Here is a 24,263-nt window from a genome sequence, read left to right as displayed (position 1 = left end):
GCCAGCCAGCAGGTATCGCCCATGCCCTCCGACTCGCTCTCTCTTCCTCGCCTGGTCTTTACTGATCTTGACGGCACCTTGCTCGATCACGACACCTACACGTGGCAGCCAGCCGCTCCCTGGCTAGAGCGTCTGCGTCTTTCCAATGTGATGGTGATTCCTGTGACCAGCAAGACGCGCGCCGAACTGATGCCGCTGCGTCGTGAGCTGGGTCTTCATGATAGCCCTTTCATCGCCGAGAACGGGGCAGTCATCGGCTTGCCTCCTGCCTGGCAACACGCCCGCCTGGATCGCAACCCCGTTCATGTCGATGGCCTGGCGATCAAGACGCCGGGTATCGACATCAGCTTCCTGCGTACTCGACTTGGCGTGCTTCGCGAACGTCTGGATGTCCGTTTTCGTGGCATGTGGGAACTCAGTGTTGAAGAGATCATGTCACTGACCGGCCTGTCAGAACCTCAGGCGCGGCTGGCCCGGGTGAGAGAAGGCTGTGAGCCCTTGGTGTGGGACGACAGTGACATGGCGCTGGCAGGCTTTCGTCACGCCCTGGAGGCCGATGGACTATGTCTGCTACGGGGGGGACGCTTCTGGCATGCCATGGGGCAGCTTAACAAGGGCGACGGCGTGCGCTGGCTGGTCGAGCGTTACCGGTCGCTACGCGGGCGGCTACCCCAGACCCTCGGGCTCGGCGATGGCCCCAATGATGCGCCCCTGCTTGAGGCCGTGGATCGTGCCGTGCTGATTCCGGGACATCATGGCCAGGTCGTGAGCCTTGGCAACACACATCAGTATCACTCACAGCATCCTGGACCCAGGGGCTGGGCCGAAGGGCTTAATCATTGGTGGGGAAGTGAGCTCCCCACGCCACCCACAATGGTGATGAAAAACAAGGATAATGATGAGGAGAGTCTTGGATGAGTGATTTTTACCAGAACGGCATCATCACCAATTTTCACAACCTGATGCAGCGACCGGTGGAGGCCATTGAAGCCGACCTGGTCGACTTTTCTCGGCGACGGCCGATGGGCCTGATTCTGCCTTCTCTCTTCTCTGAGCTCGAAGGCCCGGCACTCACCCATATCGTCGATGAGTTGGCCAAGGTGCCCTATCTCTCTGAGGTAGTGATCGGTCTGGATCGAGCCGACCGGGAGCAGTTCCTGTATGCCCGGGAGTTTTTCTCGCGCCTGCCTCAGCACCATCGCATCCTGTGGAACGATGGCCCGCGACTCAAGGCACTGGATGCAGAGCTGGCCGAGAAGGGCATATCGCCCCAGGAACCTGGAAAAGGACGCAACGTATGGTTCTGCGGGGGTTATGTCCAGGCCTCACGACGCACCGAAGCGATTGCTCTGCATGATTGCGACATCGTCACTTATGACCGTGGCCTGCTGGCGCGGCTTATCTATCCGGTGGCCCATCCCCAGTTCAACTACGAGTTCTGCAAGGGGTACTATTCGCGTATTGCCGAGGGCAAGCTCAATGGCCGAGTGGCGAGATTGATGGTCACACCCTTGATCCGGGCGCTCAAGAAAATCTATGGCCCGCTGCCTTATCTGGACTATCTGGACAGCTATCGTTATCCGCTGTCTGGGGAGTTTTCCATGCGCACCGACGTACTCAACGGCATTCGTATCCCCAGCGATTGGGGGTTGGAGATTGGCGTGCTGTCAGAAGTTCACCGCAACTACTCCACCAAGCAGCTGTGCCAGGTCGATATCGCCGATGTTTACGACCACAAGCATCAGGCAGTCTCCGCTGAAGATGCCACCACCGGGCTCAATCGCATGAGCCTGGACATCGCCAAGGCGCTATATCGCAAGCTGGCGACCCTGGGTGTCGAGATTCACGCCGAGACGTTTCGCACCATCAAGGCGACCTACTACCGGATCGCCCTGGACCTGATCGAAGCCTACGACAATGACGCCACCATGAATGGCCTGAGACTCGACCGACACAGCGAGGAGCAGGCGGTGGAGCTTTTTGCCTCCAATATCATGGAGGCCGGGACTGCCTTCCTCGACAATCCCCGTGACAAGCCCTTCATCCCCAGCTGGAATCGGGCACAGGCAGCGATTCCGGATCTGCTCGAGCGCATGCACACGGCCGTGGAGCTAGACAATCAGGGCAAGGTCTAGTCGTTCTCCTGACCTGACTATTCTGGCCTGGTGACATCCTGCGACTATGCTGAACGCGTGACCCCAGCAGTCGGAGGCAGGCCCAATGTCGACACTGACGTTTCTGGGCGCGGTCGGTGAGGTGACCGGCTCGCGTTATCTAATCGAAGTTGATGGCACCAACCCAGATACTTTCGACGACGAAGAGGGCGCGCGAGGCGGGAGTGCGGCTTCTCACCGGTTGTTGCTCGAGTGCGGTATCCATCAGGGAGGGAGCGACGCCGAGCGGGTTAATGCCGAGCCCTTCGGTCGTCTGGTTGAGACCCTTGATGAGGTTGTGATCTCCCACGCTCATCTGGATCATTGCGGGCTGCTACCCAAGCTGGTGCGAGAGGGTTACCGGGGACCTATACACTGTACGCTTGGTTCCAAGGCGCTGCTCGAGATCACCTTGAAAGATGCCGCCTTCATCATGGCCAAGGATGTCGAGTGGGAAAATCGCTGGCGGAATCGAGCCGGCAAGCCGCGTATCCAGCCGCTCTATGATATCGACGACGTCGACCGCACGCTCGATCTATGCCAGACCCATCATTTCGGCCAGCCGGCGACCCTCGCCGGCGGTGTCAAGCTGGTCTATCACGATGCCGGGCACATCCTCGGCTCGGCGATCGTCGAGTTGGCGATACCCTCGGGTGGGCGCACCCGGCGCTTGGTGTTCTCCGGGGATCTCGGCAACCCTGAGTCGGCGCTGATGAAGGACCCCGAATCGCAGCGTGACGCCGACCTGGTATTGCTTGAAAGCACCTATGGTGACCGGGACCATCGGCCCCTCAAGGAAACCATCGAGGAATTTGCGCAGATCCTCGAAGAGGCCTTCGAGGAGGGGGGCAATGTGTTGATCCCCGCCTTCGCCATCGGTCGCACGCAAGAAATCCTCTACCACCTCAGCATGCTTTATCATCAGGGTCGGCTGCGCCAGCAGCGTATCTTCCTGGATAGTCCGATGGCGATTCGCGTCACCGAACTCTATGAGCGGCGCCGCTCGACCCTCGATCCTGCGGACCTGCATGCGCTCAACGTGGCGGCTCATGGTGATCCTGAGCAATATTTGCCCGGGCTGCGACTGACCAGAAGCGTCGAGGAGTCCATGGCCATCAATCGCATTCGGGGCGGGGCGATCATCATCGCGGGGGCGGGGATGTGCAACGGTGGTCGCATCCTGCATCACTTTCTCTACAACCTAGAGCGTTCCAGTACGCGGGTGGTCATTGTCGGGTTCCAGGCCGCGGATACCAATGGCCGGCGGCTGGTTGATGGCGCGGGCCACCTCAAGGTGTTGGGCAAGGATCTAAACGTGAGGGCACATGTCCACACCATTGGCGGTTTCTCGGCGCATGCCGGGCAGGCCGATCTGATCGCCTGGGCCGGTGCCTTCCGCGGTCGTCCGAGGTTCTATCTGGTGCACGGAGAACCCGGTGCTCAGCGAGCCTTGCAAAAGGCCCTGGCCATCACCGGCATTGATGCAGAGATTCCCGTATACCGGCAGCGCATCGAACTCTAGCGCGAACCTCGAATACTCTCTTACCGCTCCGCCGCTTGATGTAAGTCAAGTGGCTTATTCTATTGCCCGATGATACCGCCACTGACACCTATGCTGACGAAATAGCCTGCCGGTCGGCCCTCGGCACTATGAGTCGATACTGTGACAGTCCTTTCTGATTATGCAAAAACAATATAACGTTAGAACATTATTTGCGGTATGCTGAGGCGATACGCGTTACCCATCCTCTTTCGGTTCAGGAGATTCATGCGATGACACGTCCGATCGTCACCTCCTTCTTTGACGAGCCTACCAATACCTTCAGCTATGTTGTTCAGGATCCGGGCAGTCATGCCTGTGCGATTCTCGATTCGGTGCTGGACTTCGATTACGCGGCTGGTCGCACCGACGTCAAGAGTGCCGAGGAGATCATAGCCTTCATCCGCAAGCACGACCTGCAGGTCGCCTGGATTCTGGAGACCCATGTTCATGCCGATCATCTTTCGGCAGCGCCTTATCTGCACGAGAAGCTAGGCGGCCAGACCGGCATCGGTGCCCGTATCACCGAGGTTCAGGAGATCTTTGGCAAGGCCTTCAACGCTGGCAACGACTTTGCCCGGGATGGTAGTCAGTTCGACCGCCTCTTCGAAGAGGGTGATACCTTTGCCATCGGTGGCCTCGAGGGGCGAGTGCTGCACACACCGGGGCATACGCCTGCCTGTCTGACCTACGTGATCGGTGATGCCGCTTTTGTAGGTGATACCCTCTTCATGCCTGATTACGGTACCGCCCGCTGCGATTTCCCCGGCGGCGATGCCGCCACCCTGTTTCGTTCTATCCAGAAGGTGCTAGCCCTGCCCGAAGACACACGCTTGTTCCTTTGCCATGACTACCTGAGTCCGGATCGCGAAACCTATCATCACGAAACGTCAGTGGCCGAGCAGCGCGCCGACAATATTCATGTTCATGAAGGCGTGAGTGAAGATGACTTCGTCAAGCTGCGCACCGAACGCGATGCCACTCTGGGCATGCCGCGCCTGATCCTGCCTTCAGTGCAGGTCAATATGCGCGCCGGCGAGATGCCACCGGTTGAGTCGAACGGCCACGCCTACATCAAGGTACCGATCAACGTGTTTTGATGCGGTCGGTCCGGCAGGCAGGGCGCTATCACTCGGTGCTGATCATCGGCGGTATTGCTGAAGGCGTGTACCTGCACCTGGCCGACGTCAAGCGGCCAGTGATGGGGCACTTCAAGGGCATACACTTGATTCGGTTGCTCAGAGGCAGGTGTTTTGGAGCCCCTTTGATGCCTGGAATGCACTTTACGGCGGCGACGTCGGAAGATTGCATGCATCAAGCGAGGCGCCTGACGCGCCTCCCAAGCAAGGAGTAAGACCATGAAAAAGAACCTAGGTAGTATCGACAAGATTCTTCGCATCGTCATTGGTGTCATCCTGATCGGCCTGGTGGTCACCGGCAGCATCGGTGCCTGGGGCTGGATCGGGGTGGTGCCACTGGTTACCGGTTTGCTGGGTAGCTGCCCGCTCTATGCTTTGTTGGGTATCAGCACCTGCAAGCCCGGAACCTGAACCGGGCACCTCTCTCACGAACGCATATGGCACATCACGAAGGAGACCACCTTGGATTGGACCTCGAGTCTGTATGGCCTGGCCGGCGGTGTGATGATCGGCCTCTCGGCCGTGTGGCTGATGGCCACACTGGGCCGCATCGCGGGTATCAGCGGGGTGTTGTCTGCCCTGGTGCTGGAGAGACCTGAAGGCGACACCGCCTGGCGCCTGACCTTTTTGCTGGGGTTGATCAGTGGCCCGCTGGTGTTGATGGCGCTGGGCGGAGGCCTGGGTAACGTTGCAGGCGAGCCGTATGCCGTGATCGGTGCCCCCGCCGGCGGCGTGGGACTGATGCTCATCGCCGGGCTGCTGGTCGGGTTGGGGACTGGTATCGGCAGCGGCTGCACCAGCGGCCATGGCGTCTGCGGCTTGTCGCGGCTCTCGCCCCGCTCATTGGCGGCGACCCTGACCTTCCTGGGTGCCGGTATCGTGACTGTTTATGTGATGCGTCATCTGTGGGGAGGTGGGGCATGAAAGCTGCGCTTTTGAAGCCCGTTGCGGGCTACCTCGCCGGTCTGCTGTTTGGCCTGGGGCTGGCAGTTGGCGGTATGACCGATCCTGCCCGCGTGATCGGTTTTCTCGATATTGCCGGGGCCTGGGACCCGACGCTGATGTTCGTGCTCGGCGGGGCCGTGATCACTACCTTCATCGGGTATCGCCTGGTATTTCGCCGCGCCGCGCCCCTCCTGGCAGGTGCCTTTCAGTTGCCAACGCGCCGTGATCTTGACGCCAGGCTGCTCGGCGGAGCGGCGCTGTTCGGTATTGGCTGGGGGCTCTCCGGCTACTGCCCGGGCCCTGCGGTGGCATCCCTTTCGGGCGCAAGCCTGCCGCTTGTGGCGATGCTTGCCTCGATGGTCGCCGGCTGGTGGCTGGCCCGGCGCCTCGCAAGCCGAGCCAGCGGTCAGCACTGAGGCGTCTCGGAGCGCTACTCAGGCTGGGCCCGGCTGCACCAGCCACAGGCTGCGGTAGGGGCGTAGCACATTGCGCTCCTTAGGCATCCAGGGAGCACCGTCGGCGAGCACATCGAGCCATTGGCCCTGTTCCAGCTCGGGTATGTTCAGGGGTTGGCGCTGGTCGCTGATGTTGTAGATCGCCAGCAGGCGGCGGCCGTCCGGCAGCGGGCCGCGCTCGATCGCGAAGACGCCCGGTGGCGTCTCGAGCACCCGCTGCGGCGCCTCGGGATGGAAGCAGGGCTCGGCAGCGCGCCGCTTGAGGCGCTGCTTGAGTGAGCCGAAGGCTTCCCGGGTTGGCGTACTGCGGCTATCGATCAGTTCGTTGAGTTCGGAAAGCTGCCAGCGGCGACGGTTGATGGTCCGAAGCTGGCCCTTGCGTTCCACACCCTCGTGGTCGTTGAGGGTCGCGGTCAACGAATGCAGGTAGATGCCCGGAATGCCCTGCAGGGCCAGCAGCAGGTTCTGGCTCAACAGGAAACGCTCGACTTGCCAGGCATCGGCGCCACGCCGGGTGCCTTTCATGGCATCGAAGTAGGTAATGTTGATCTCGTAGGGCGAGTCCTTGCCGTCTGAATCGGTCTTCATGCTGACAAAGCCGCCGAAGCGGTGCATCAGATCCAGCATGACGTCGATTTCATGCTGCGGCAGCAATCCTTCCAGGGCGCGGACGCCGATGCCGTCGTGACTGGCCGTAAAGTTGAAATAGCTGCAGCCAGTGGGCAGGGCCGGCAGGCTTTGCGCCCACTGCGTCAGTGCCGTGGCATCGCCGCTGGTCAGGGTGTGCACCAGCAGGGGCGGTAGAGTGAACTGATAGATCAGGTGCGCCTCGTCCGGGGGCGTTCCTTCCTGCGCCGCACGCTCGAGCCCCAGGTAGCTCATGTTTTCGCGATGCGGCACGTTGGTCTCGGTGATCAGGCGCGTGCCTGGTGCGACGAAGTCGACGACCGCTCGCAGCAGCCGCACGATGGCATGCGTCTGGGGGAGGTGGATGCAGGAGGTACCGACCTCTTTCCATAGATAGGCGATGGCATCCAGACGAATGGTGCGAGCGCCTTGCTGCAGGTAAAAGAGCAGGATGGCGACGAACTCGATCAGCACATCCGGGTTGTCGAAGTTGAGATCGATCTGATCTTCCGAGAAGGTGGCCCATAGATGGCGGGTGCCACGGCGGGTGCTGATGGGCACCAGCAGCGGCGAGTTGCGCGGCCGCGTGACCTGAGACAGGTCGGTCTCCGGGTCCATCTCGATGAAATAGTCGCGGCCGGGTTGGCTGTCGGTCAGGTAGTCGACGAACCACAGTGAGTCCCTCGACACGTGGTTGATCACCAGATCGACCATCAGGTCGCGATGCTCGGATAACGAGCGGATGTGGGACCAGTCGCCCAGCGCCGGATTGACCTCCCGGTAGTGCACCACCGAAAAGCCATCGTCGCTGCTCCAGGGGAAGAAGGGCAGCACGTGCACCCCACTGAAGGTGTCTTCCATGCGCTCATCGAGAAAGCGCTGCAGCACCTCAAGCGGTGCACGATCACCATCGAGCAGGCTATCACCGTAGGTGATCAGCCACTGATCGCGTTCGCTCCATAATGGGCGTGGCGTGGCATCGATGGCACCACGCTGGTGCGATATCAGGGTGACTAGCCGGCGCAGGATGGCCTCGCTGCGGGGGCCATAGACCTCCTCCAGCCGGGCCCGGGCGGCGCTGACGAAGCCGGTTTCGTCCAGCTGTCGTGGGAGGGTAGGGGGCAGGGATGAACGCATGATCAACTCCTTGAGGGGCCAGGTCGCGAGCCTGGCAGGCCATCGGACGCATCCTTGTCATTATGCAGGGGGCGTGCCAAGGGTGAAGGTGGCTGGGCGCCTTGCGGCCAAGTCGTTACAATAGAGTAATAGTTGTTGTGTCGAACAGGCCGGAACCCAGCCGATGCATTGTCCTTTCTGCGGTACCCATGACACCAAGGTCACCGATTCGCGGTTGGTCGTCGAGGGCGATCAGGTGCGTCGCCGACGTCAATGTGCGGCCTGCGGTGAGCGCTTCACGACCTACGAGACGGCCGAGCTTGTCATGCCGCGCGTCGTCAAGGCCGACGGTTCGCGGGAGACGTTCGATGAAGCCAAGCTGCGCGCCGGCATGCTCAGAGCGCTGGAAAAGCGCCCGGTCAGCATCGAGTCGATCGAGGCCGCCGTCGAGCGTATCCGCCAGCGGCTGCGTGCCCGAGGCGAGCGCGAAATTGAGGCCATCGAGGTCGGCCAGGAGGTAATGGATGCCTTGAAGCGCCTCGATCAGATTGCCTATATCCGCTTTGCATCGGTCTATCGCCGTTTCCAGGATATCGACGAGTTTCGTGCCGAAATCGATCGCCTGGCCCAGGAGCCGAGCTTCCCCCCTCAGGACGATCACTGACCCGGACACTTCCCCGATACAGGATACTCATGCCTACCTCGACGCCTGAAGCCTTTATGGCCCGTGCCCTGACGCTGGCACGCCGCGGTCTTTACACCACCGACCCGAACCCGCGGGTCGGCTGTGTGCTGGTCAGGCGTCGATGTATTGTCGGTGAGGGCTATCATGCTCGCGCCGGTGAGCCCCATGCCGAGATTCATGCGTTGTCTGATGCCGGCGATGCCGCTCACGGTGCCACTGCCTATGTGACCCTCGAGCCCTGCGCGCATCATGGCCGTACGGGCCCCTGCGCCGAGGCCTTGATCAAGGCCGGGGTGAAAAAGGTCGTGGCCGCGATGCAGGACCCTCATGAAGCGGTTGCCGGGCAGGGCTTTGCCATGCTGCGCGAGGCCGGCATCGAGGTAGAGTGCGGGCTGCTCGAGGAAGAGGCGAGGGCATTGAATCCGGGCTTTCTCTCGCGCATGACACGGGGGCGACCGTTCGTGCGCATGAAGATGGCGATGAGCCTTGATGGGCGAACAGCAATGCAATCCGGCGAATCCCAATGGATCACGGGACCTCGCGCGCGTACCGAGGTGCAGCGCTTGCGTGCCCGTTCCAGTGCCGTGATCAGCGGTGTCGATTCGATCATCTTCGACAACTCTCGGCTCACGGTGCGGGCCTCTCAACTCGACCTGGAGGACGGTGAGGCGATCGCTCGCCGCCAGCCGCTGCGGGTGATCGTCGATTCCCAGTTACGCCTTCCTCTGGCGGCGGCCTGTCTGAGTGAGCCTGGACGCACCCTGGTGGCGACATGCAGTCGAGACGACGAACGTCGGGCGCGCCTCGAGGCGGCAGGTGCCGAGGTGCTGCATTTGCCATCGACCGACCAGGGGCGCGTCGATCTGGCCGCGTTGCTCGACCATCTGGCCCGCGAGGAACAGGCCAACGAAGTGTTGCTCGAAACCGGCGCGACCCTTGCCGGGGGCATGCTGGATGCCGAGCTTGTCGACGAGATGCAGCTGTTCGTGGCGCCGACCCTGCTCGGTGGCGAGGCGCGTCCGCTATTCGCCTTGCCCGGGCTCGAGCGCATGGCGCAACAGCGGCCGCTGGAGATACTCGACATGCGTGCCGTTGGGCGGGACTGGCGAATCATTGCCCGTCCATTGCGTCAGTCGTCCTGAGGTCGGCTTGCGGCGGCCCAATGCTGGCGCCGCACGGCTTGCCAAGGTACCCTGAGCGCCGATCTTATTCTGGCACCATTTATCGGCAGCCCTCAGGCGGCAGCTTTTCAATGGCGCCCCGCTAGTCGGCGCCTCCCGTTGACGCCAGTACGCACAGTAATTCGGAGACCTCATGGCGCTTTCCAAGGACCTGTCTTCTCAGGACGCGGCTCCCCAGACCGCGAACGATCAGAGCTCGCATGATCAAGCCGAGACAGCCCCAGCTGCCGGCGATCTGGCGCGTATCGAGGACCTGATCGAGGACATCCGTCAGGGCAAGATGGTGATCCTCATGGACGATGAGGATCGCGAGAACGAAGGCGATGTCATCATGGCCGCCGAAAAGGTCGAGGCCGCGCATATCAACTTCATGGCGCGACATGCCCGTGGCCTGATTTGCCTGCCGATGACCCGCGAGCGCTGCGAGCGTCTCAAGCTGCCGCTGATGGTGCACGACAATGGTTCGGGCTTTGGCACCAAGTTCACCCTCTCCATCGAAGCCGCCGAGGGGGTCTCGACCGGCATCTCCGCGGCTGATCGGGCGCGTACCGTACGCGCTGCCTCGGCGCGCGATGCCAAGGCTGCCGATATCGTACAGCCGGGTCATATCTTCCCGCTGATGGCAGAACCGGGCGGCGTATTGCGTCGCGCGGGCCACACCGAGGCAGCATGCGATCTGGCGTCGATCGCCGGGCTCGACCCCAGCGGTGTGATATGTGAAGTGATGAACGATGATGGCAGCATGGCGCGTCGCCCGGAGCTCGAACGTTTCGCCGCCGAACATGATCTGAAGATGGGCACCATTGCGGATCTGATCCACTACCGCATCCATACCGAGCAGACCGTGGATCATCTGGAAGCGACGCCCGTGGAAACGGATCATGGTGAGCTGACCCTGCATGTCTTCCGCGACAGCATTCAGGGCGCCCATCATATGGCGTTGGTCAAGGGAACGCCCCGTCCCGAAGAGCTGACCACGGTGCGTGTCCATCTGGCCGACACGCTGCGCGATATCTTGACCTTGACCCGCCCCGGCCACCAGAGCTGGACCGCTCACCAGGCACTTGCCGAGATCGCCCAAGCCGATAGTGGCGTCTTCGTGCTGCTCGATGACGCCCGCCAGAGCACTGACCTGAAAGATCAGCTTGATGTCCTGCTCGAGCGCAAGCGTGCACCGCGCTCAAGTGACTCCGATGGTGCCGGCAATTACCTGACCATCGGCACCGGTTCGCAGATCCTCAGGCACCTGGGTGTCGGCAAGATGCGTCTTCTGAGCTCGCCCTGGAAGTTTTCGGCGCTCTCTGGTTTCGACCTGGAAGTGGTCGAGCGACTGAGCCCCTGAGCCCTGATACCGTACTGCCCGTGGCATCGCTCAGCGAGCGCCATGCCACGGCGCTGAACGCAACACCCGAGAAGCGCCCCACGGGGCGCCGTAAAGATTCAAGCAGGATGACAAGCATGCAACCGATCTCCCAAGTCGAAGGTAACTTCACCGACGTTGATGGCCGCTATGTAATCGTGGTCGGCCGCTTCAACCACCATGTGGTCGATAGCCTGGTCGAAGGTGCCGTGGACAGCCTGGTTCGCCATGGCGTGGACTCCGAACACATCGACATTGTCCATGTGCCGGGTGCCTGGGAGCTGCCGCTGGCGGTCAAGCGTGCCCTCCAGGTCGCAAGCCCGGATGCGGTCATCGCCCTCGGCGCGGTCATTCGCGGCGGTACTCCGCATTTCGAGCATGTCGCCGGCAGCTGCAACAGCGCGCTAAGTAACCTGCAGCTTGAGTTCGATACCCCGGTCGCCAATGGCGTGCTGACCGTCAATTCGATCGAGCAGGCCATCGAGCGCGCCGGCACCAAGGCCGGTAACAAGGGCTCGGAGGCGGCCATGGCTGCCATGGAAATGGTCTCGTTGCTCAAGCATTTCGGAGGTGAGGAATGAGCCGTTCCTCGGATAACGAGCGCCGCTCGCCTTCGAAGAGCCAGCTTGCCCGCCATGCTGCCCGCGAACTGGCGGTGCAGGCCATCTATACGTGGCAGATGACCGGCAAACCGGTGAGTACCATCGAGGCCGAGTTCCGAGGCCAGACGGCCGATGAAGATCTCGAGGATCACGAGAACTGGCACAAGGTCATGGAGATCGCCGATCTGGCGCTCTTCCATGAGCTGGTGCACAACGTGGTGCGCTTCCAGACCGAACTGGATGCGTCGATCGTGCCGCTGCTGGATCGTCAACTCGATGACCTCGACGGTGTTGAACTGGCGATTCTTCGCCTGGGCACTTACGAGCTGTCTCGCCGTCTCGAGGTCCCCTATCGGGCGGTGATCAACGAAGGCGTGGAGCTTGCCAAGTCGTTTGGTGCCACCGACGGCCACAAGTACATCAACGGTCTACTCGACAAGCTCGCGGCGCGCCTGCGCTATTCTGAGGTCAGCGCCCGCCGCTGACATGTCATCCGTGATGCAGACGCCGACGCCATCCCCCGATTCGGGTGCTTCGCCGAGCGAGTTCGATATGATCGCTCGCCACTTCACGCGTCCAGCACGCAGCGCTGGCGTGGTGCTGGGCGTCGGCGATGACTGCACCCTGCTTGCGCCCACGCCGGGCCAGCAGCTGGCGGTCAGTGTCGATACCTCGGTGGCCGAGGTTCACTTTCCTGGCGAGGCCCCTGCCTCGGCGATTGGCCACCGGGCGCTGGCGGTCAGCCTGAGCGATCTGGCAGCGATGGGCGCCAAGCCTCGCTGGTGTCTGATGGCGCTTACCCTCGATCACGCCGACGATGCCTGGCTGGCACCCTTCGCCCAAGGCTTCGATGAGCTTTGTGCCCGCACCGGCACCGATCTGGTGGGTGGCGATGTGACGCGCGGCGCACTGTCGGTGAGCGTCACCGTGCACGGTGAGGTGCCTCCCGGCGAAGCGCTGACCCGTCATGGTGCCCGGGAGGGAGATCTGCTGGCCGTTACCGGTACCTTAGGTGGCGGCGCCGGCGGTCTCGCCGCCTGGCAGGCGGGTGAGCGCTCGCTAGACGACCCGTTGCTTGCCGCCTATCTTCTGCCTGAACCGCGCCTCGACGCCGGGCAGGCGCTACGCGGGCTTGCCAGTGCCGCGATCGATGTGTCAGACGGTCTGCTCGCCGATCTTCAGCATCTTTGCGATGCATCAGGGCTTGGCGCCGACCTCGATATCGAGGCACTCCCGCTTGCCAAGGGGCTAGTCGAGCGATTGGGGGAGGGCGCACAACGGGCGGCACTCAGCGGCGGCGATGACTACGAGCTGCTGATCGGCCTGCCACCTGCAGCCCTTGAGTCGGCCCGCCAGGCGCTGGATGCTCTCGGCGTGCCACTGACGGTTATCGGACGCTTCACTGCCGCGCCTGGCATTCACGGTGTGGAAGCGACCGGCCCTGGCGGCTGGCAACACTTTTCAGGAGTCACGTCATGAATCGTGCACCGGGCAGCGTTTGGCGACGCCCCAGCCACTTTCTGGCCTTTGGCCTGGGCAGCGGTGTGGTTCCCTTTGCTCCAGGAACCTTCGGCACCCTGGCCGCCATACCCTTCTACTGGCTGATGACCGACTTGCCACTATCCTGGTACCTCGGGGTGGTGGTGGTGGCCTACTTCCTGGGAATTTGGCTGTGTGATCGCACCTCCCGTGATCTAGGCGTTCACGACCATTCGGGGATCGTCTGGGACGAATTTGTCGGCTACTGGATCACCATGGCGGCGGTGCCGTTTTCGTGGGAGGCGGCGCTCTGGGGCTTTGCCATCTTCCGTGTCTTCGACATCTACAAGCCCTGGCCGATCCGTTGGGCTGACCGGCGCGTAGCCGGCGGCTTCGGCATCATGATCGATGACGTGCTGGCGGGTATCTATGCCTGGAGCACGATTCACCTCTGGCTGTGGCTGCACTGAGCCACGCCGCTACGCCACGACTTTCTGCCGCCACGCCACTGCGGGGTCTCGACAGGTCGTCAGCATGTCTCGGATGCGGACACATTCATTCACCATCGCCAAGCGATGATCATTGCCAGTGAGGGAACACGATGCGCAAGGGATTCATGGCCGTAACCGCGGTCGTCGTGCTCGGGGGCGGCTATCTTGCCGCTCAGGCCTACTCGAGTGAGCGGTTCGATGACGAGCTCTCGCGCAGCCTCGAGTCGCTGAGCGAGAGCGATGGTGTCACGATCGAGCGTCAGAAGACCGAGCAGGGCTGGTTTACCTCGCGTGGCGAGATTGTTGTCACGCCCAGGCCCGATGAAGGCTGGCGTTTGCACCTGCCCTACAGCGCTCGACACGGTGTTACGAACACGCGTCTGTCGGGTGAACTGGAAATGGCCTTGGGGCCTGATGACCAGGCACTGTTCGCCGACAAGCTCGAGGCGGCACCGCCGCGCTGGCATGCTGAACTCGAGACCCTGAGCGGTGAATTTACCGGGCGGCTTGATCTTGCCACCTTCGAGAGCCAGGTCGATGGCGCTAATTTAGCGATGAACGGCGGCTTCCTGACGCTTGAAGGAAAGCCGGGTGACGTGCGCCTGTCGGGCGAGATCGCGCCCTTTAATATTCGGAAGCATCAGGAGAGTATCGAAGTGGGGCGCCTGACCCTGTCCTCGCACTATCGTCAGGATGACGAAGTTGCGGAGCGGGAGCAGCAGGCGAGTTTTGCACTGGAGAGCCTGAAGCTTGATCGCGATAACAAGCCCTCCGTAGCGCTCGACGCGCTGAGTTATCAGGGCGAGCTGAGTCTCGGTGCCGAGGAATTGCAGCTTGGCGGCACCCTCAAGCTCGGCGAAGCGCGCGTCGACGATGAACCCCTTCTTTCGGGTGAACTCGCCTTCTCGCTATCGCGTGTCAATGCCGACGCCGTGCGTGCGCTCGAGACCGCCATCGATGCTGAGACTGAAGCGGGCAAACCGGTCGGTGCGCTCGACGAGGCCGAGCTTGAGGCATTGATCGAGCGACTTGAGCCGCACCTGCTGGCGTTGCTTGATGATTCACCCCAATTGACGCTCAAGCACCTCACTGTTCAGAGCGATATGCTGAATGTGGATACGCGCCTGAGCGGTGAATTGACCTTCGATGGCGAGGATGCTGAGCGTCTTTCGCTTGAGCATCTCGATCAGCGCAAGCAGCAACTGCGCTGGGTACGGCGATTCAATGGTCAGTTCGAATGGCAGGGTGTGCCGCCAATGGCGCTGATGCAGTTGGGCCTGCCCAGGACCACCGAGCGCCTGGATATCCTTATCGAAAGCGGACAGCCAAGCATCAACGGTCGCCCCCTGCCGCCCCTGTTCTGAGATGATCGGGCCCAGTGCTGGCTGGGCCCAGCTTGCCCGCGACACAGGGCATGACTTGAAGTTGGCGCTCGCCGCCCGCATCCCTTGGCCATGGGTCAAACGACCAACTGGACCACAGGATGGATCATGAGCGAGCACGACGACGATCTGCAGCAAGTCTTTTATGAGCGCGATGGCCGGGCTTCCAGCGAGGAAGCGCCGGACGAAAACACGCATATCGAAAGCGGTGCAGTAGTGCCGACCCGGGACTATCTCCCCGAGCGTATCTACCTATTGCCGATCCATAACCGTCCCTTCTTTCCGGCGCAGGTGCAGCCGCTGGTGATCCATCGCCCGCGCTGGGAAGAGACCATCAAGCGGGTCGGCAACACCACTCACCATACTGTGGGTCTGGCCTATGTCGGTGACACCGACATCGATGAGCTGGATCATGGCCATTTTCCGGTCACCGGCACCGCTGTGCGCATGCACAAGGTGCAGGGTGAGGATGACCAGATTCAGTTCATTGCCCAGGGCGTAAGGCGCTTTCGCATCCAGCGCTGGTTGTCGAAAAAGCCGCCTTACCTGGTCGAAGTCAGTTACCCCAAGGAGCCGGTCGACGCCGAAGAGGACGAGACCCGCGCCTACGCAATGGCGATGATCAACGGCATCAAGGAACTGCTGCCGATCAATCCGCTCTACGGCGAGGAACTCAAACATTACCTCAATCGCTTCAGCCCCCATGAGCCGGGGCCGCTGACCGATTTTGCCGCCGCCATGACCTCTGCCAAGGGCTCCGAGTTGCAGGCCATTCTCGAGACCTGGCCGGTGATGGAGCGCATGCAGAAGGTGTTGCCGCTGCTTCGCAAGGAGATCGAGGTCGCTCAGCTGCAAAGCGAGATCAGCGATCAGGTCAATGCCCAGATGCAGGATCGCCAGCGCGAGTTCTTCCTGCGCGAGCAGCTGAAGGTCATTCAGCGCGAATTGGGTATTTCCAAGGACGACCGTGACAACGACGTCGACACCTTCCGGGGCCGGCTGGAGAATCTCACGGTGCCTGAGCGGGTGATGAGTCGTATCAATGACGAGCTCGAAAAGCTCTCGGTGCTCGAGACCGGCTCGCCGGAGTATGGCACCACCCGTAACTACCTCGACTGGCTGACCTCGCTGCCCTGGGGCGTAACCAGTGATGATCAGCTCGATCTCAAGCATGCCCGCACCGTGCTGGACCGCGATCATGACGGCCTTTCCGACGTCAAGGAACGCATCGTCGAATTCCTCGCCGAAGGCACCTTCAAGGGTGACGTGGGGGGCTCGATCCTGATGCTTGTCGGCCCGCCGGGGGTTGGCAAGACCTCGGTAGGGCGCTCGATCGCCGAGGCCCTGGGTCGCAAGTTCTACCGTTTCTCGGTGGGTGGCATGCGCGATGAGGCCGAGATCAAGGGCCACCGGCGCACTTATGTCGGCGCCATGCCCGGCAAGCTCGTCCAGGCCATCAAGGAAGTGGAAGTCGAGAACCCGGTGATCATGCTCGACGAGATCGACAAGATGGGTCAGTCCTTCCAGGGTGACCCGGCCTCGGCGCTGCTCGAGGTGCTCGACCCCGAGCAGAACGTCGACTTCCTCGATCACTATCTCGATGTGAGGCTGGACCTGTCGAAGGTGCTCTTTGTGTGCACCGCCAACACCCTCGACTCGATCCCCGGCGCGCTGCTTGACCGCATGGAACAGATCCGTCTGTCTGGCTATATCGCCGAGGAGAAGGTGGCGATCGCCAAGCATCACCTGTGGCCGAAGCTGCTCAAGCGCGACAGGATTCCCAAGAAGCGCATCAACCTGACCGATGCGGCGCTTCGCCAGGTGATCGAGGGCTATGCCCGCGAGGCTGGCGTGCGCCAACTCGAGAAGCAGCTGCACCGCATCGTGCGCAAGGCGGCGGTCAAGCTGCTCGAGCACGATCAGAAAACGGTCAAGATCTCGGTCAACAACCTCGAGTCATTCCTCGGCGCGCCGCCGTTCCGCAAGGAAGAGGTACTCAAGGGCGAAGGTGTGGTCACCGGGCTTGCCTGGACCTCGATGGGCGGCGCGACCCTGCCGGTTGAGGCCGGCAAGGTGCACGCCCTGGATCGCGGTTTCAAACTGACCGGCCAGCTTGGCGATGTCATGAAGGAATCGGCCAATATTGCCTACAGCTATGTGCAGGGCCACCTGGGTGAGTTCGGCGCCGATGCAGATTTCTTCAACGATGCCTTCATCCACCTGCACGTGCCCGAAGGCTCGACGCCCAAGGATGGTCCATCGGCGGGGGTCACCATGACCACGGCGCTGCTGTCGCTGGCGCGCCATCAGTCCATCGACCGCTCACTTGCCATGACCGGGGAGCTGACCCTGACCGGCCAGGTGTTGCCGGTAGGCGGTATCCGCGAAAAGATCATCGCTGCCCGGCGCAGTGATATCTTCGAGGTCATCCTGCCCGAGGCCAATCGCCGCGATTACGATGAGCTACCGGACTACTTGCGCAAGGGCATGACGGTCCACTTTGCCAAGCATTACAGCGATATCGCCAAACGGGTCTTCTAGGCCTTTTAGCAAGCCGTCGCCAATCGCGCTTAATAATGTTGCGCAGCAGGGCCCCATAAGGGGCCCTTTTCATGAAAGGACGGTGCTGTTGTCAGCCATGATCCAGAAGATGTCGAGGCCCTGGCTCAATGACGCCTGCCGCTTGTGGAGGGGCGACTGGTGACGCCATAGGCTTGTCAGATGCGCCAGACAGTGCAACCCGGCAAGCGCACTTCCCTGGCGGGCGGGGGCGTGTAAGAATCTGCGGCTTGCTGGACTCCGGGCGCCCGGCAGCGATTATGGCGGCAAGATAATACGAATGTCTCTGAACACGAGACGCGCATGAAGACACGAGGATCGCATGCCCGAATATCGCTCTCGCACTACTACCGCTGGTCGTAATATGGCCGGCGCCCGGGCCCTGTGGCGTGCCACAGGCATGAAGGATGACGACTTCCACAAGCCGATCATCGCCGTCGCCAACTCCTTCACCCAGTTCGTGCCGGGCCATGTGCATCTCAAGGACATGGGCCAGCTGGTGGCCCGCGAGATCGAGAAGGCCGGAGGCGTGGCCAAGGAATTCAACACCATCGCCGTGGACGACGGCATCGCCATGGGCCATGACGGCATGCTTTATTCGCTGCCCAGCCGCGACATCATCGCCGACAGCGTCGAGTACATGGTCAACGCCCACTGCGCCGATGCCCTGGTGTGCATCTCCAACTGCGACAAGATCACCCCGGGCATGTTGATGGCCGCCATGCGCCTCAACGTGCCGGTGATCTTCGTCTCCGGCGGGCCCATGGAGGCTGGCAAGACCAAACTGCTGGATCATGGCCTCGACCTGGTCGATGCCATGGTGATGGCCGCCGATGACAGCGTCGACGACGAGACGCTGAGCGAAGTCGAGCGCAGCGCCTGCCCAACCTGCGGCAGCTGCTCGGGCATGTTCACCGCCAACTCGATGAACTGCCTGACCGAGGCCCTGGGCCTGGCGCTACCCGGCAACGGCACGGTGCTGGCCACCCACGCCGATCGTCGTCGCCTGTTCGAGACCGCCGGTCACCGCATCGTCGAGCTGGCCAAGCGCTATTACGAGGGCGATGAGGCGCACCTGTTGCCCCGCGCCATCGGCAACAAGGCGGCCTTCAAGAACGCCATGACCCTGGATATCGCCATGGGCGGCTCCACCAACACCATCCTGCATCTGCTGGCGGCGGCGCAGGAGGCCGAGGTCGACTTCACCATGGCCGATATCGACCGGCTGTCCCTTGAAGTCCCGCAGCTGTGCAAGGTGGCCCCCAACACCCAGAAGTACCACATCGAGGACGTGCATCGGGCAGGCGGCATCATGGCGATTCTCGGCGAGCTCGACCGGGCCGGGGTGCTGGATACCCGGGTGCCGACCGTCTATGGCGACAGCCTGGCCGAGGCGCTGGATGAGTGGGACATCATGCGCTCGCCAAGCCCCGAGGTGGTGGAGTTCTTCCGCGCCGGCCCCGGCGGCATTCCCACCCAGACCGCATTTTCCCAGAGCGCGCGTTGGCCGAGCCTGGATGGTGATCGTGCCACCGGCTGTATCCGCGATCTCGCCCATGCCTTCTCGACCCAGGGCGGGCTTGCCGTGCTCAAGGGCAATATCGCCGTCGATGGCTGCGTGGTGAAGACCGCCGGCGTCGATGATTCCATCCTGGTCTTCGAGGGCCGTGCTCATGTGGTGGAGTCCCAGGACCAGGCGGTCGAGCACATCCTCGCCGACAAGGTCAGCGAGGGCGATGTGGTGGTGATTCGTTACGAAGGCCCTAAAGGCGGCCCGGGCATGCAGGAGATGCTCTATCCGACCAGCTATCTGAAGTCCAAGGGGCTCGGCAAGGCCTGTGCACTGTTGACCGACGGGCGCTTTTCGGGCGGCACCTCGGGGCTTTCCATCGGCCATGTCTCGCCGGAGGCGGCGGCCGGTGGTGCCATCGGGCTGGTCGAGCAGGGCGATCCTATCCGCATCGATATTCCCCATCGCCGCATCGACGTGCTGCTCGATGATGCCACCCTGACGGCACGTCGCGAAGCCATGGAAGCGCGGGGCAAAAAGGCCTGGAAGCCTACCATCGAGCGGACCCGCAAGGTGTCGGCGGCCCTCAAGGCCTATGCGCTGTTGGCGACCTCTGCCGACAAGGGTGCGGTACGCGATCTCGATAAGCTCGACTGAGCGCCGTCCTGGCTGAGCCGCCAATGACAAGTCCCGCGTCCAAGGCTCGTATCCAGGGCGCGGGCCTTTATGAGACTCGGCTTAGCGATGAGTTGCCGCCCAAGTGGCGAGCTCCATGGCTCGCCTGTGTCACATCAATCCCATCTCTCTGATGTTGAATGGCCACGACGCTGGAAAAGGACGGCCATTCTTGCGTATGGTTAATCCAACCAAAGTCGATGCGACGTTTTCCGAACGTTTATTACAGAGCAAGGGCGTGGCAGCACGATAGTGTCGAGTTCCACGCCTGTGATGGCCATCTCTTCGATATGTTTAAAGGATCTTAGATGAAGCAGAAGTTTGCGGTCGGCGTGGTGGGCTTCGGCTTCGCCAGCCAGACCTTTCACGTGCCGTTAATTCAGGCCACACCCAATCTTGAGTTGGTGGCGATCTCCTCGAGCGACGCCGACAAGGTGCACGCCAGCCTCCCCGAGGTGGCGGTAGAGGCCAAACCCCAGGCGTTGTTTGCGCGCAGCGATATCGATCTGGTGGTGATTCCCACCCCCAATCAGACCCATTTCCCGCTAGCCAAGGCAGCACTCGCCGCTGGCAAGCATGTGGTCGTCGACAAGCCCTTCACCGTGACGGTCTCGGAGGCGAAGACACTGCGTGGGCTGGCCGAAGAAGCTGACCGGCTGCTCTCGGTCTTTCATAATCGCCGCTGGGACAGTGATTACCTGACCCTCAAGGCGTTGCTGGCCTCCGGTGAACTGGGGCGGCTGACCTCGCTTGAGTCGCGCTTCGATCGCTTTCGCCCTGACGTGCAGGACCGTTGGCGTGAGCAGGCGCAGCCCGGTGGCGGTATCTGGTACGACCTGGGGCCGCACCTGCTTGACCAGGCGCTGGAACTGTTCGGCATGCCGCGGGGGATACTCCTCGACCTGGCCGTCAGCCGTGATGGCGCCAAGACCGATGACGACTTCGTGGCGCTGCTCGACTATGAAGAGCGGCGTGTGACGCTCAAGGCGAGTGCACTGATCGCCGAGCCGACACCGCGATTTGCCGCCCATGGCACACAGGGCAGCTACGTGAAGTATGGCCTCGACCCCCAGGAGGATCGGCTCAAGGCCGGCGAGACACCGGGGCCTGAGTGGGGCGTCGATACGGACCATGGCACCCTGCGTACCTGGGATGAAAACGCCCAGTCGCTCGTGGCTCGTGAGCATCCGACGCTGCCAGGCGATTATCTCGCCTACTATCAGGGCATCGCGGATGCGATGGCCGGCCAAGCGGAGAACCCGGTCGAGGCCGGCTCGGCGCTCAAGGTCATGACGCTGCTGGAAGCGGGTCTGGACAGCTATCGACAGCAGCGCTGGGTGAAGTTGAGTGAGGGGCAGGGCATGCGAAAGCGCTAGGCTATGCCTGAAAAGTGTCTGCGCTCGGCTATACGGCGTTAAAAATCAGTCCAAAATACTCATTTACTATTTGTAAACTCCGTTTTTTCGCTGATTTTTGCCTTGTCTATCCTTCGCTCGTCGACTTTTCGGACAAAGCCTTGCCGCCCCAGAGCCCCCGTCAGTTTTGGGGGCCTGAGTTTGGCTACCAAAGACTCGTCGGTGGGTTGGCTTCGCGCAGTCGATCTCTTGCGATATAGAGTGCGGCGATGGCGCGAGCCTCGTGGAAATCTTCCCGGGCGAGAAGGGCAGGCAGTGAGTCGATGGCGTGGGTCTCGACGATCAACGGCTCCGGCTCGTCGCCTTCCAGCCGGTGGGGGTAAAGATCGCTTGCCAGCATGACCTGCATGCGGTGATGCATGTAGTTGGGAGCAAGCGACAGTTCCACCAGTGGTTCAATGCGGTGAGCGCCGAAGCCGCATTCTTCCATCAGTTCACGGTTGGCCGCACTGACGATGTCTTCGCCGGGGTCGACAACGCCCTTGGGCAGTGTCAGTACGTAGTCGTCAAAGCCAGCGGCGTACTCGCGAATCAGCAGCACATGCTCCGGGTCCGGCATCGCCACCATCATCACCGCGCCAGTGCCATTGCCGCTTGGCATCAGACGCTCGAAGGTACGCTCGGCCCCATTGCTGAACCGCAGTTGCATTTCTTCAATGGCGAACAATCGGCTTCTGGTGACTTCGCGGCGGGCTAGGGTGCGAGGTTTTTGCGGCCAATCGGTGGCTTGTGGCATGGGGGCTCCGTGGGCAGCGGTGGCATGAAGGGGTACAATATCACTCTATTCATTGCTGCGGAGCCCTTGGCCGATGATCGATTGGCGAGCCATTGATACCGTGTTGCTGGACATGGACGGTACCCTGCTGGATCTGCATTTCGACAGCCACTTCTGGCTGGAACATCTGCCTAGGCGCTATGTCGAGCTGCATCGTCTGGATGATGCCAGTCAGGAGCCTCTCCGCTCGCGCATCATCTCGGAGCAGGGCACCCTCAACTGGTATAGCCTGGCCTACTGGAGTCGCGAGCTGGGCGTTGATATCGCCGCGCTGAAGCGTGAAGTGCAGCATCTGATCGGCCTGCGTAGCGATGCTCTGGATTTCCTGACCTGGCTCAAGCAAGCCCATCCGCGGGTGGTGCTCGCCACCAATGCCGACCGTGAAAGTCTGGCGATCAAGTTGCCGCTGACCGGACTCGAGGACTTCCTCGATGCGATCGTGTCATCGGCAGATGTTGGCGTGGCCAAGGAGGCGCAGGAATTCTGGTTCGCCCTGCAGGAAATCGAGCCCTTCGATCCATCCCGTACGCTTTTCATCGACGATAATCCGGCGGTGCTCGAGAGCGCCCGTGAGTTTGGCATCCGCCACCTGCTTGGCATCAAGCAGCCCGACAGCCGTCGACCGGAACGGGACCTCGAGGAGTTCATCGCCCTCGATCGTTTCTCAAGCATCCTGCCAAGTGAGCGGCCAGTCATCAGTCATCACCAAGCGGAGGACTGAGCATGTCCGAGGTACGACTCGACAAGTGGCTATGGGCGGCGCGCTTCTTCAAGACGCGGCAACTCGCCAAGAAAGCGATCGAAGGCGGCAAGGTGCACTATAACGGTGGTCACGCCAAGACCAGCAAGACCGTGGAGGTCGGCGCCCTGATCCGTGTGCCTCAGGGCTTCGATACCTATGAGGTTGAGGTGCTGGAGCTTTCAGGGCAGCGTCGGGGCGCCCCCGAAGCGCGCACCCTTTACCGTGAGACCGAAGAGAGTGCTGCACGCCGTGCCAAGGAGACCGAGCAGCGCCGGCTGGCCAACCAGGCGATGCAGCATCCCTACAAGCGGCCCGATCGACGCGACCGGCGTGAGATCAAGCGTTTCATGCGCGACTCAGGCGACTAGGCGTCGTCCAAGACCGTCGTGGGTCGCGCTCCTCCCAGACTCGATGTTACCGGAATTCTTCATATGACCGACCAGATTCAACGCTTCCTGCTCGACGATACCAACGTCCGCGGCGAGCTGATGACCCTTGATGCTGCCTACGCGGCGGTACTCGATACCCAGACCTACCCGGCACCGGTGGCCAAGCTTTTGGGTGAGCTGCTCAGTGCTGCTGCGCTGCTTACCGAAACCGTCAAGCTCGACGGTACCCTGAGCCTTGAGGTGCGTGGCGATGGGCCTTTGGGCCTGCTGATGGCCGAATCCAATCCCGGTGGCGAGCTGCGTGGCATTGCGCGGCTCGACGAAGAGCAGTCGTTGCCTGCTGAAGGTGCCGGTTTTCGCGAGCTGCTGGGCGATGGCCGTATCGTGATCAGCCTTGATCCGCGTGAGGGCAATCGCTACCAGGGCATCGTCGAGCTCAGCGAAGAGAGCCTGGCTGGATGTTTGGAAGATTACTTCACGCGCTCCGAACAGTTACCCACCAGACTCTGGCTATCGGCGGATGCTGAACAGCGCCGAGCCGGTGGTCTCCTGCTGCAGCGTCTTCCCGGTGAGAGCCAGAACCAGGATCAGGATGCCTGGGAGCGTGCCGTGTATCTGGCCAGCACCTTGAAGGATGAAGAGCTTGTGGGTCTCGAGCAGCATGAGTTGCTGCACCGCCTCTATCATGAGGAAACCGTCCGGGTTTTTGATCCCAAGCCCTTGTATTTCGCCTGCAGCTGTTCGCGGGAGCGTATCGCCCGGGCACTGCATAATCTGGGCGAGGAGGAGCTTCGCAGCATTCTCGAGGAACAGCAGGCCGTTGATACCCAGTGCCATTTCTGTCATACCCACTATCATTTCGGTGCGGCAGAAATCGAGGCGCTGATCGAGTCGCCTGATGCCTCCTCGCCGACGTTGCACTGAGCGACTCACGCCATCGTCGGATAAGTGCTTCTATGTAGTAGGAAAACTACACGAACGATGGCGAAACGGGGCGTTTTCCCGGGCGGTCCTTTTTGCCATAATGCTTGTCCATTCGAGCT

23 protein-coding genes are annotated in these 24,263 nt (G+C 61.8%); 21 read left to right on the top strand and 2 right to left on the bottom strand.

Annotated elements, in window-relative coordinates:
- Positions 1-21 precede the first annotated feature (21 nt).
- From HF027_RS05990 to HF027_RS05960, 7 genes are all read left to right on the top strand, one after another.
- The gene (locus HF027_RS05990) at positions 22-918 is read left to right on the top strand and encodes an HAD-IIB family hydrolase (protein ID WP_168013834.1); all 897 of its coding nucleotides are present in this window, start codon (positions 22-24) and stop codon (positions 916-918) included.
- Entirely contained in the window at positions 915-2,135 is a 1,221-nt protein-coding gene (locus tag HF027_RS05985) for a glycosyltransferase family protein (RefSeq protein WP_168013832.1), read from the top strand. Before HF027_RS05990 ends, HF027_RS05985 begins: the two co-directional genes overlap by 4 nt.
- An 85-nt stretch (positions 2,136-2,220) precedes the next feature.
- A complete protein-coding gene (locus tag HF027_RS05980) occupies positions 2,221-3,675 on the top strand; it encodes an MBL fold metallo-hydrolase RNA specificity domain-containing protein (protein WP_168013830.1) in 1,455 nt (484 codons plus the stop codon).
- A gap of 251 nt (positions 3,676-3,926) precedes the next feature.
- Positions 3,927-4,793, top strand: a complete 867-nt coding sequence (locus HF027_RS05975) for an MBL fold metallo-hydrolase (RefSeq protein ID WP_168013828.1) — start codon at positions 3,927-3,929, stop codon at positions 4,791-4,793.
- Between the two features lie 258 nt (positions 4,794-5,051).
- The gene (locus HF027_RS05970; protein ID WP_168013826.1) at positions 5,052-5,243 is read left to right on the top strand and encodes a YgaP family membrane protein; all 192 of its coding nucleotides are present in this window, start codon (positions 5,052-5,054) and stop codon (positions 5,241-5,243) included.
- 51 nt (positions 5,244-5,294) lie between these two features.
- Positions 5,295-5,756 (top strand): YeeE/YedE family protein, encoded by a 462-nt coding sequence (locus HF027_RS05965; protein WP_168013824.1) that lies wholly within the window; start codon positions 5,295-5,297, stop codon positions 5,754-5,756.
- Complete coding sequence (locus tag HF027_RS05960) at positions 5,753-6,193, top strand: DUF6691 family protein (RefSeq protein WP_168013822.1); 441 nt, start codon at positions 5,753-5,755, stop codon at positions 6,191-6,193. Before HF027_RS05965 ends, HF027_RS05960 begins: the two co-directional genes overlap by 4 nt.
- Before the next feature lie 18 nt (positions 6,194-6,211).
- Here the strand turns inward: HF027_RS05960 and HF027_RS05955 are convergent, their stop codons facing one another.
- A complete protein-coding gene (locus HF027_RS05955) occupies positions 6,212-7,996 on the bottom strand; it encodes a sugar phosphorylase (protein WP_168013820.1) in 1,785 nt (594 codons plus the stop codon).
- Positions 7,997-8,159: 163 nt separating this feature from the next.
- Between HF027_RS05955 and nrdR the strand changes: the two genes are divergently transcribed.
- From nrdR to HF027_RS05900, 11 genes are all read left to right on the top strand, one after another.
- A complete protein-coding gene (nrdR, locus tag HF027_RS05950; protein WP_136253180.1) occupies positions 8,160-8,639 on the top strand; it encodes a transcriptional regulator NrdR in 480 nt (159 codons plus the stop codon).
- A gap of 29 nt (positions 8,640-8,668) precedes the next feature.
- Entirely contained in the window at positions 8,669-9,802 is a 1,134-nt protein-coding gene (gene ribD, locus HF027_RS05945) for a bifunctional diaminohydroxyphosphoribosylaminopyrimidine deaminase/5-amino-6-(5-phosphoribosylamino)uracil reductase RibD (RefSeq protein WP_168013818.1), read from the top strand.
- 172 nt (positions 9,803-9,974) lie between these two features.
- Positions 9,975-11,183, top strand: coding sequence for a bifunctional 3,4-dihydroxy-2-butanone-4-phosphate synthase/GTP cyclohydrolase II (ribBA, locus tag HF027_RS05940; protein WP_168013816.1), 1,209 nt, complete (start codon positions 9,975-9,977; stop codon positions 11,181-11,183).
- A 116-nt stretch (positions 11,184-11,299) separates the two neighbouring features.
- On the top strand, positions 11,300-11,782 hold the full coding sequence (gene ribH, locus HF027_RS05935; RefSeq protein ID WP_168013814.1) for a 6,7-dimethyl-8-ribityllumazine synthase: 483 nt from the start codon (positions 11,300-11,302) through the stop codon (positions 11,780-11,782).
- Positions 11,779-12,288 (top strand): transcription antitermination factor NusB, encoded by a 510-nt coding sequence (gene nusB / locus HF027_RS05930; protein ID WP_168013813.1) that lies wholly within the window; start codon positions 11,779-11,781, stop codon positions 12,286-12,288. The genes ribH and nusB overlap by 4 nt, the downstream gene beginning before the upstream one ends.
- A gap of 67 nt (positions 12,289-12,355) precedes the next feature.
- Entirely contained in the window at positions 12,356-13,282 is a 927-nt protein-coding gene (gene thiL, locus HF027_RS05925; RefSeq protein WP_245184548.1) for a thiamine-phosphate kinase, read from the top strand.
- Positions 13,279-13,752 (top strand): phosphatidylglycerophosphatase A family protein, encoded by a 474-nt coding sequence (locus HF027_RS05920; protein WP_112054714.1) that lies wholly within the window; start codon positions 13,279-13,281, stop codon positions 13,750-13,752. Before thiL ends, HF027_RS05920 begins: the two co-directional genes overlap by 4 nt.
- A gap of 131 nt (positions 13,753-13,883) precedes the next feature.
- Entirely contained in the window at positions 13,884-15,137 is a 1,254-nt protein-coding gene (locus tag HF027_RS05915; RefSeq protein ID WP_168013812.1) for a DUF945 family protein, read from the top strand.
- Positions 15,138-15,263: 126 nt separating this feature from the next.
- Positions 15,264-17,696, top strand: coding sequence for an endopeptidase La (gene lon / locus HF027_RS05910; protein ID WP_168013811.1), 2,433 nt, complete (start codon positions 15,264-15,266; stop codon positions 17,694-17,696).
- A 340-nt stretch (positions 17,697-18,036) separates the two neighbouring features.
- Positions 18,037-19,881: a dihydroxy-acid dehydratase gene (ilvD, locus tag HF027_RS05905; RefSeq protein ID WP_168013810.1), complete on the top strand. Its 1,845-nt coding sequence runs from the start codon at positions 18,037-18,039 to the stop codon at positions 19,879-19,881.
- A gap of 326 nt (positions 19,882-20,207) precedes the next feature.
- A complete protein-coding gene (locus tag HF027_RS05900) occupies positions 20,208-21,275 on the top strand; it encodes an oxidoreductase (RefSeq protein ID WP_168013809.1) in 1,068 nt (355 codons plus the stop codon).
- Between the two features lie 184 nt (positions 21,276-21,459).
- Here the strand turns inward: HF027_RS05900 and nudE are convergent, their stop codons facing one another.
- Positions 21,460-22,050, bottom strand: a complete 591-nt coding sequence (gene nudE / locus HF027_RS05895; protein WP_168013808.1) for an ADP compounds hydrolase NudE — start codon at positions 22,048-22,050, stop codon at positions 21,460-21,462.
- Between the two features lie 73 nt (positions 22,051-22,123).
- Here nudE and yrfG point away from each other — a divergent pair, with 73 nt between their 5' ends.
- The 3 genes from yrfG (at position 22,124) to hslO (ending at position 24,144) form a co-directional block, all read left to right on the top strand.
- Positions 22,124-22,810 carry a GMP/IMP nucleotidase gene (yrfG, locus tag HF027_RS05890; RefSeq protein ID WP_168013807.1) on the top strand — a complete coding sequence of 229 codons (687 nt, stop codon included), beginning with the start codon at positions 22,124-22,126 and terminating at the stop codon, positions 22,808-22,810.
- Positions 22,811-22,812: 2 nt separating this feature from the next.
- Entirely contained in the window at positions 22,813-23,199 is a 387-nt protein-coding gene (locus HF027_RS05885) for an RNA-binding S4 domain-containing protein (protein ID WP_168013806.1), read from the top strand.
- A gap of 63 nt (positions 23,200-23,262) precedes the next feature.
- Entirely contained in the window at positions 23,263-24,144 is an 882-nt protein-coding gene (gene hslO, locus HF027_RS05880; RefSeq protein ID WP_168013804.1) for an Hsp33 family molecular chaperone HslO, read from the top strand.
- Positions 24,145-24,263: the final 119 nt, after the last annotated feature.

This window comes from Halomonas salinarum, from assembly GCF_012062845.1.
GTDB lineage: Bacteria > Pseudomonadota > Gammaproteobacteria > Pseudomonadales > Halomonadaceae > Onishia > Onishia salinarum.
This window is presented reverse-complemented; position numbering and strand designations above follow the sequence as displayed.

Bases quoted from the DNA above. Each gene is read 5' to 3' on its own strand.
- HF027_RS05990 (WP_168013834.1), top strand. From the start codon at position 22: ATGCCCTCCGACTCGCTCTCTCTTCCTCGCCTGGTCTTTACTGATCTT.
- HF027_RS05985 (WP_168013832.1), top strand. From the start codon at position 915: ATGAGTGATTTTTACCAGAACGGCATCATCACCAATTTTCACAACCTG.
- HF027_RS05980 (WP_168013830.1), top strand. From the start codon at position 2,221: ATGTCGACACTGACGTTTCTGGGCGCGGTCGGTGAGGTGACCGGCTCG.
- HF027_RS05975 (WP_168013828.1), top strand. From the start codon at position 3,927: ATGACACGTCCGATCGTCACCTCCTTCTTTGACGAGCCTACCAATACC.
- HF027_RS05970 (WP_168013826.1), top strand. From the start codon at position 5,052: ATGAAAAAGAACCTAGGTAGTATCGACAAGATTCTTCGCATCGTCATT.
- HF027_RS05960 (WP_168013822.1), top strand. From the start codon at position 5,753: ATGAAAGCTGCGCTTTTGAAGCCCGTTGCGGGCTACCTCGCCGGTCTG.
- HF027_RS05955 (WP_168013820.1), bottom strand. From the start codon at position 7,996: ATGCGTTCATCCCTGCCCCCTACCCTCCCACGACAGCTGGACGAAACC.
- nrdR (WP_136253180.1), top strand. From the start codon at position 8,160: ATGCATTGTCCTTTCTGCGGTACCCATGACACCAAGGTCACCGATTCG.
- ribD (WP_168013818.1), top strand. From the start codon at position 8,669: ATGCCTACCTCGACGCCTGAAGCCTTTATGGCCCGTGCCCTGACGCTG.
- ribBA (WP_168013816.1), top strand. From the start codon at position 9,975: ATGGCGCTTTCCAAGGACCTGTCTTCTCAGGACGCGGCTCCCCAGACC.
- ribH (WP_168013814.1), top strand. From the start codon at position 11,300: ATGCAACCGATCTCCCAAGTCGAAGGTAACTTCACCGACGTTGATGGC.
- nusB (WP_168013813.1), top strand. From the start codon at position 11,779: ATGAGCCGTTCCTCGGATAACGAGCGCCGCTCGCCTTCGAAGAGCCAG.
- thiL (WP_245184548.1), top strand. From the start codon at position 12,356: ATGATCGCTCGCCACTTCACGCGTCCAGCACGCAGCGCTGGCGTGGTG.
- HF027_RS05920 (WP_112054714.1), top strand. From the start codon at position 13,279: ATGAATCGTGCACCGGGCAGCGTTTGGCGACGCCCCAGCCACTTTCTG.
- HF027_RS05915 (WP_168013812.1), top strand. From the start codon at position 13,884: ATGCGCAAGGGATTCATGGCCGTAACCGCGGTCGTCGTGCTCGGGGGC.
- lon (WP_168013811.1), top strand. From the start codon at position 15,264: ATGAGCGAGCACGACGACGATCTGCAGCAAGTCTTTTATGAGCGCGAT.
- ilvD (WP_168013810.1), top strand. From the start codon at position 18,037: ATGCCCGAATATCGCTCTCGCACTACTACCGCTGGTCGTAATATGGCC.
- HF027_RS05900 (WP_168013809.1), top strand. From the start codon at position 20,208: ATGAAGCAGAAGTTTGCGGTCGGCGTGGTGGGCTTCGGCTTCGCCAGC.
- nudE (WP_168013808.1), bottom strand. From the start codon at position 22,050: ATGCCACAAGCCACCGATTGGCCGCAAAAACCTCGCACCCTAGCCCGC.
- yrfG (WP_168013807.1), top strand. From the start codon at position 22,124: ATGATCGATTGGCGAGCCATTGATACCGTGTTGCTGGACATGGACGGT.
- HF027_RS05885 (WP_168013806.1), top strand. From the start codon at position 22,813: ATGTCCGAGGTACGACTCGACAAGTGGCTATGGGCGGCGCGCTTCTTC.
- hslO (WP_168013804.1), top strand. From the start codon at position 23,263: ATGACCGACCAGATTCAACGCTTCCTGCTCGACGATACCAACGTCCGC.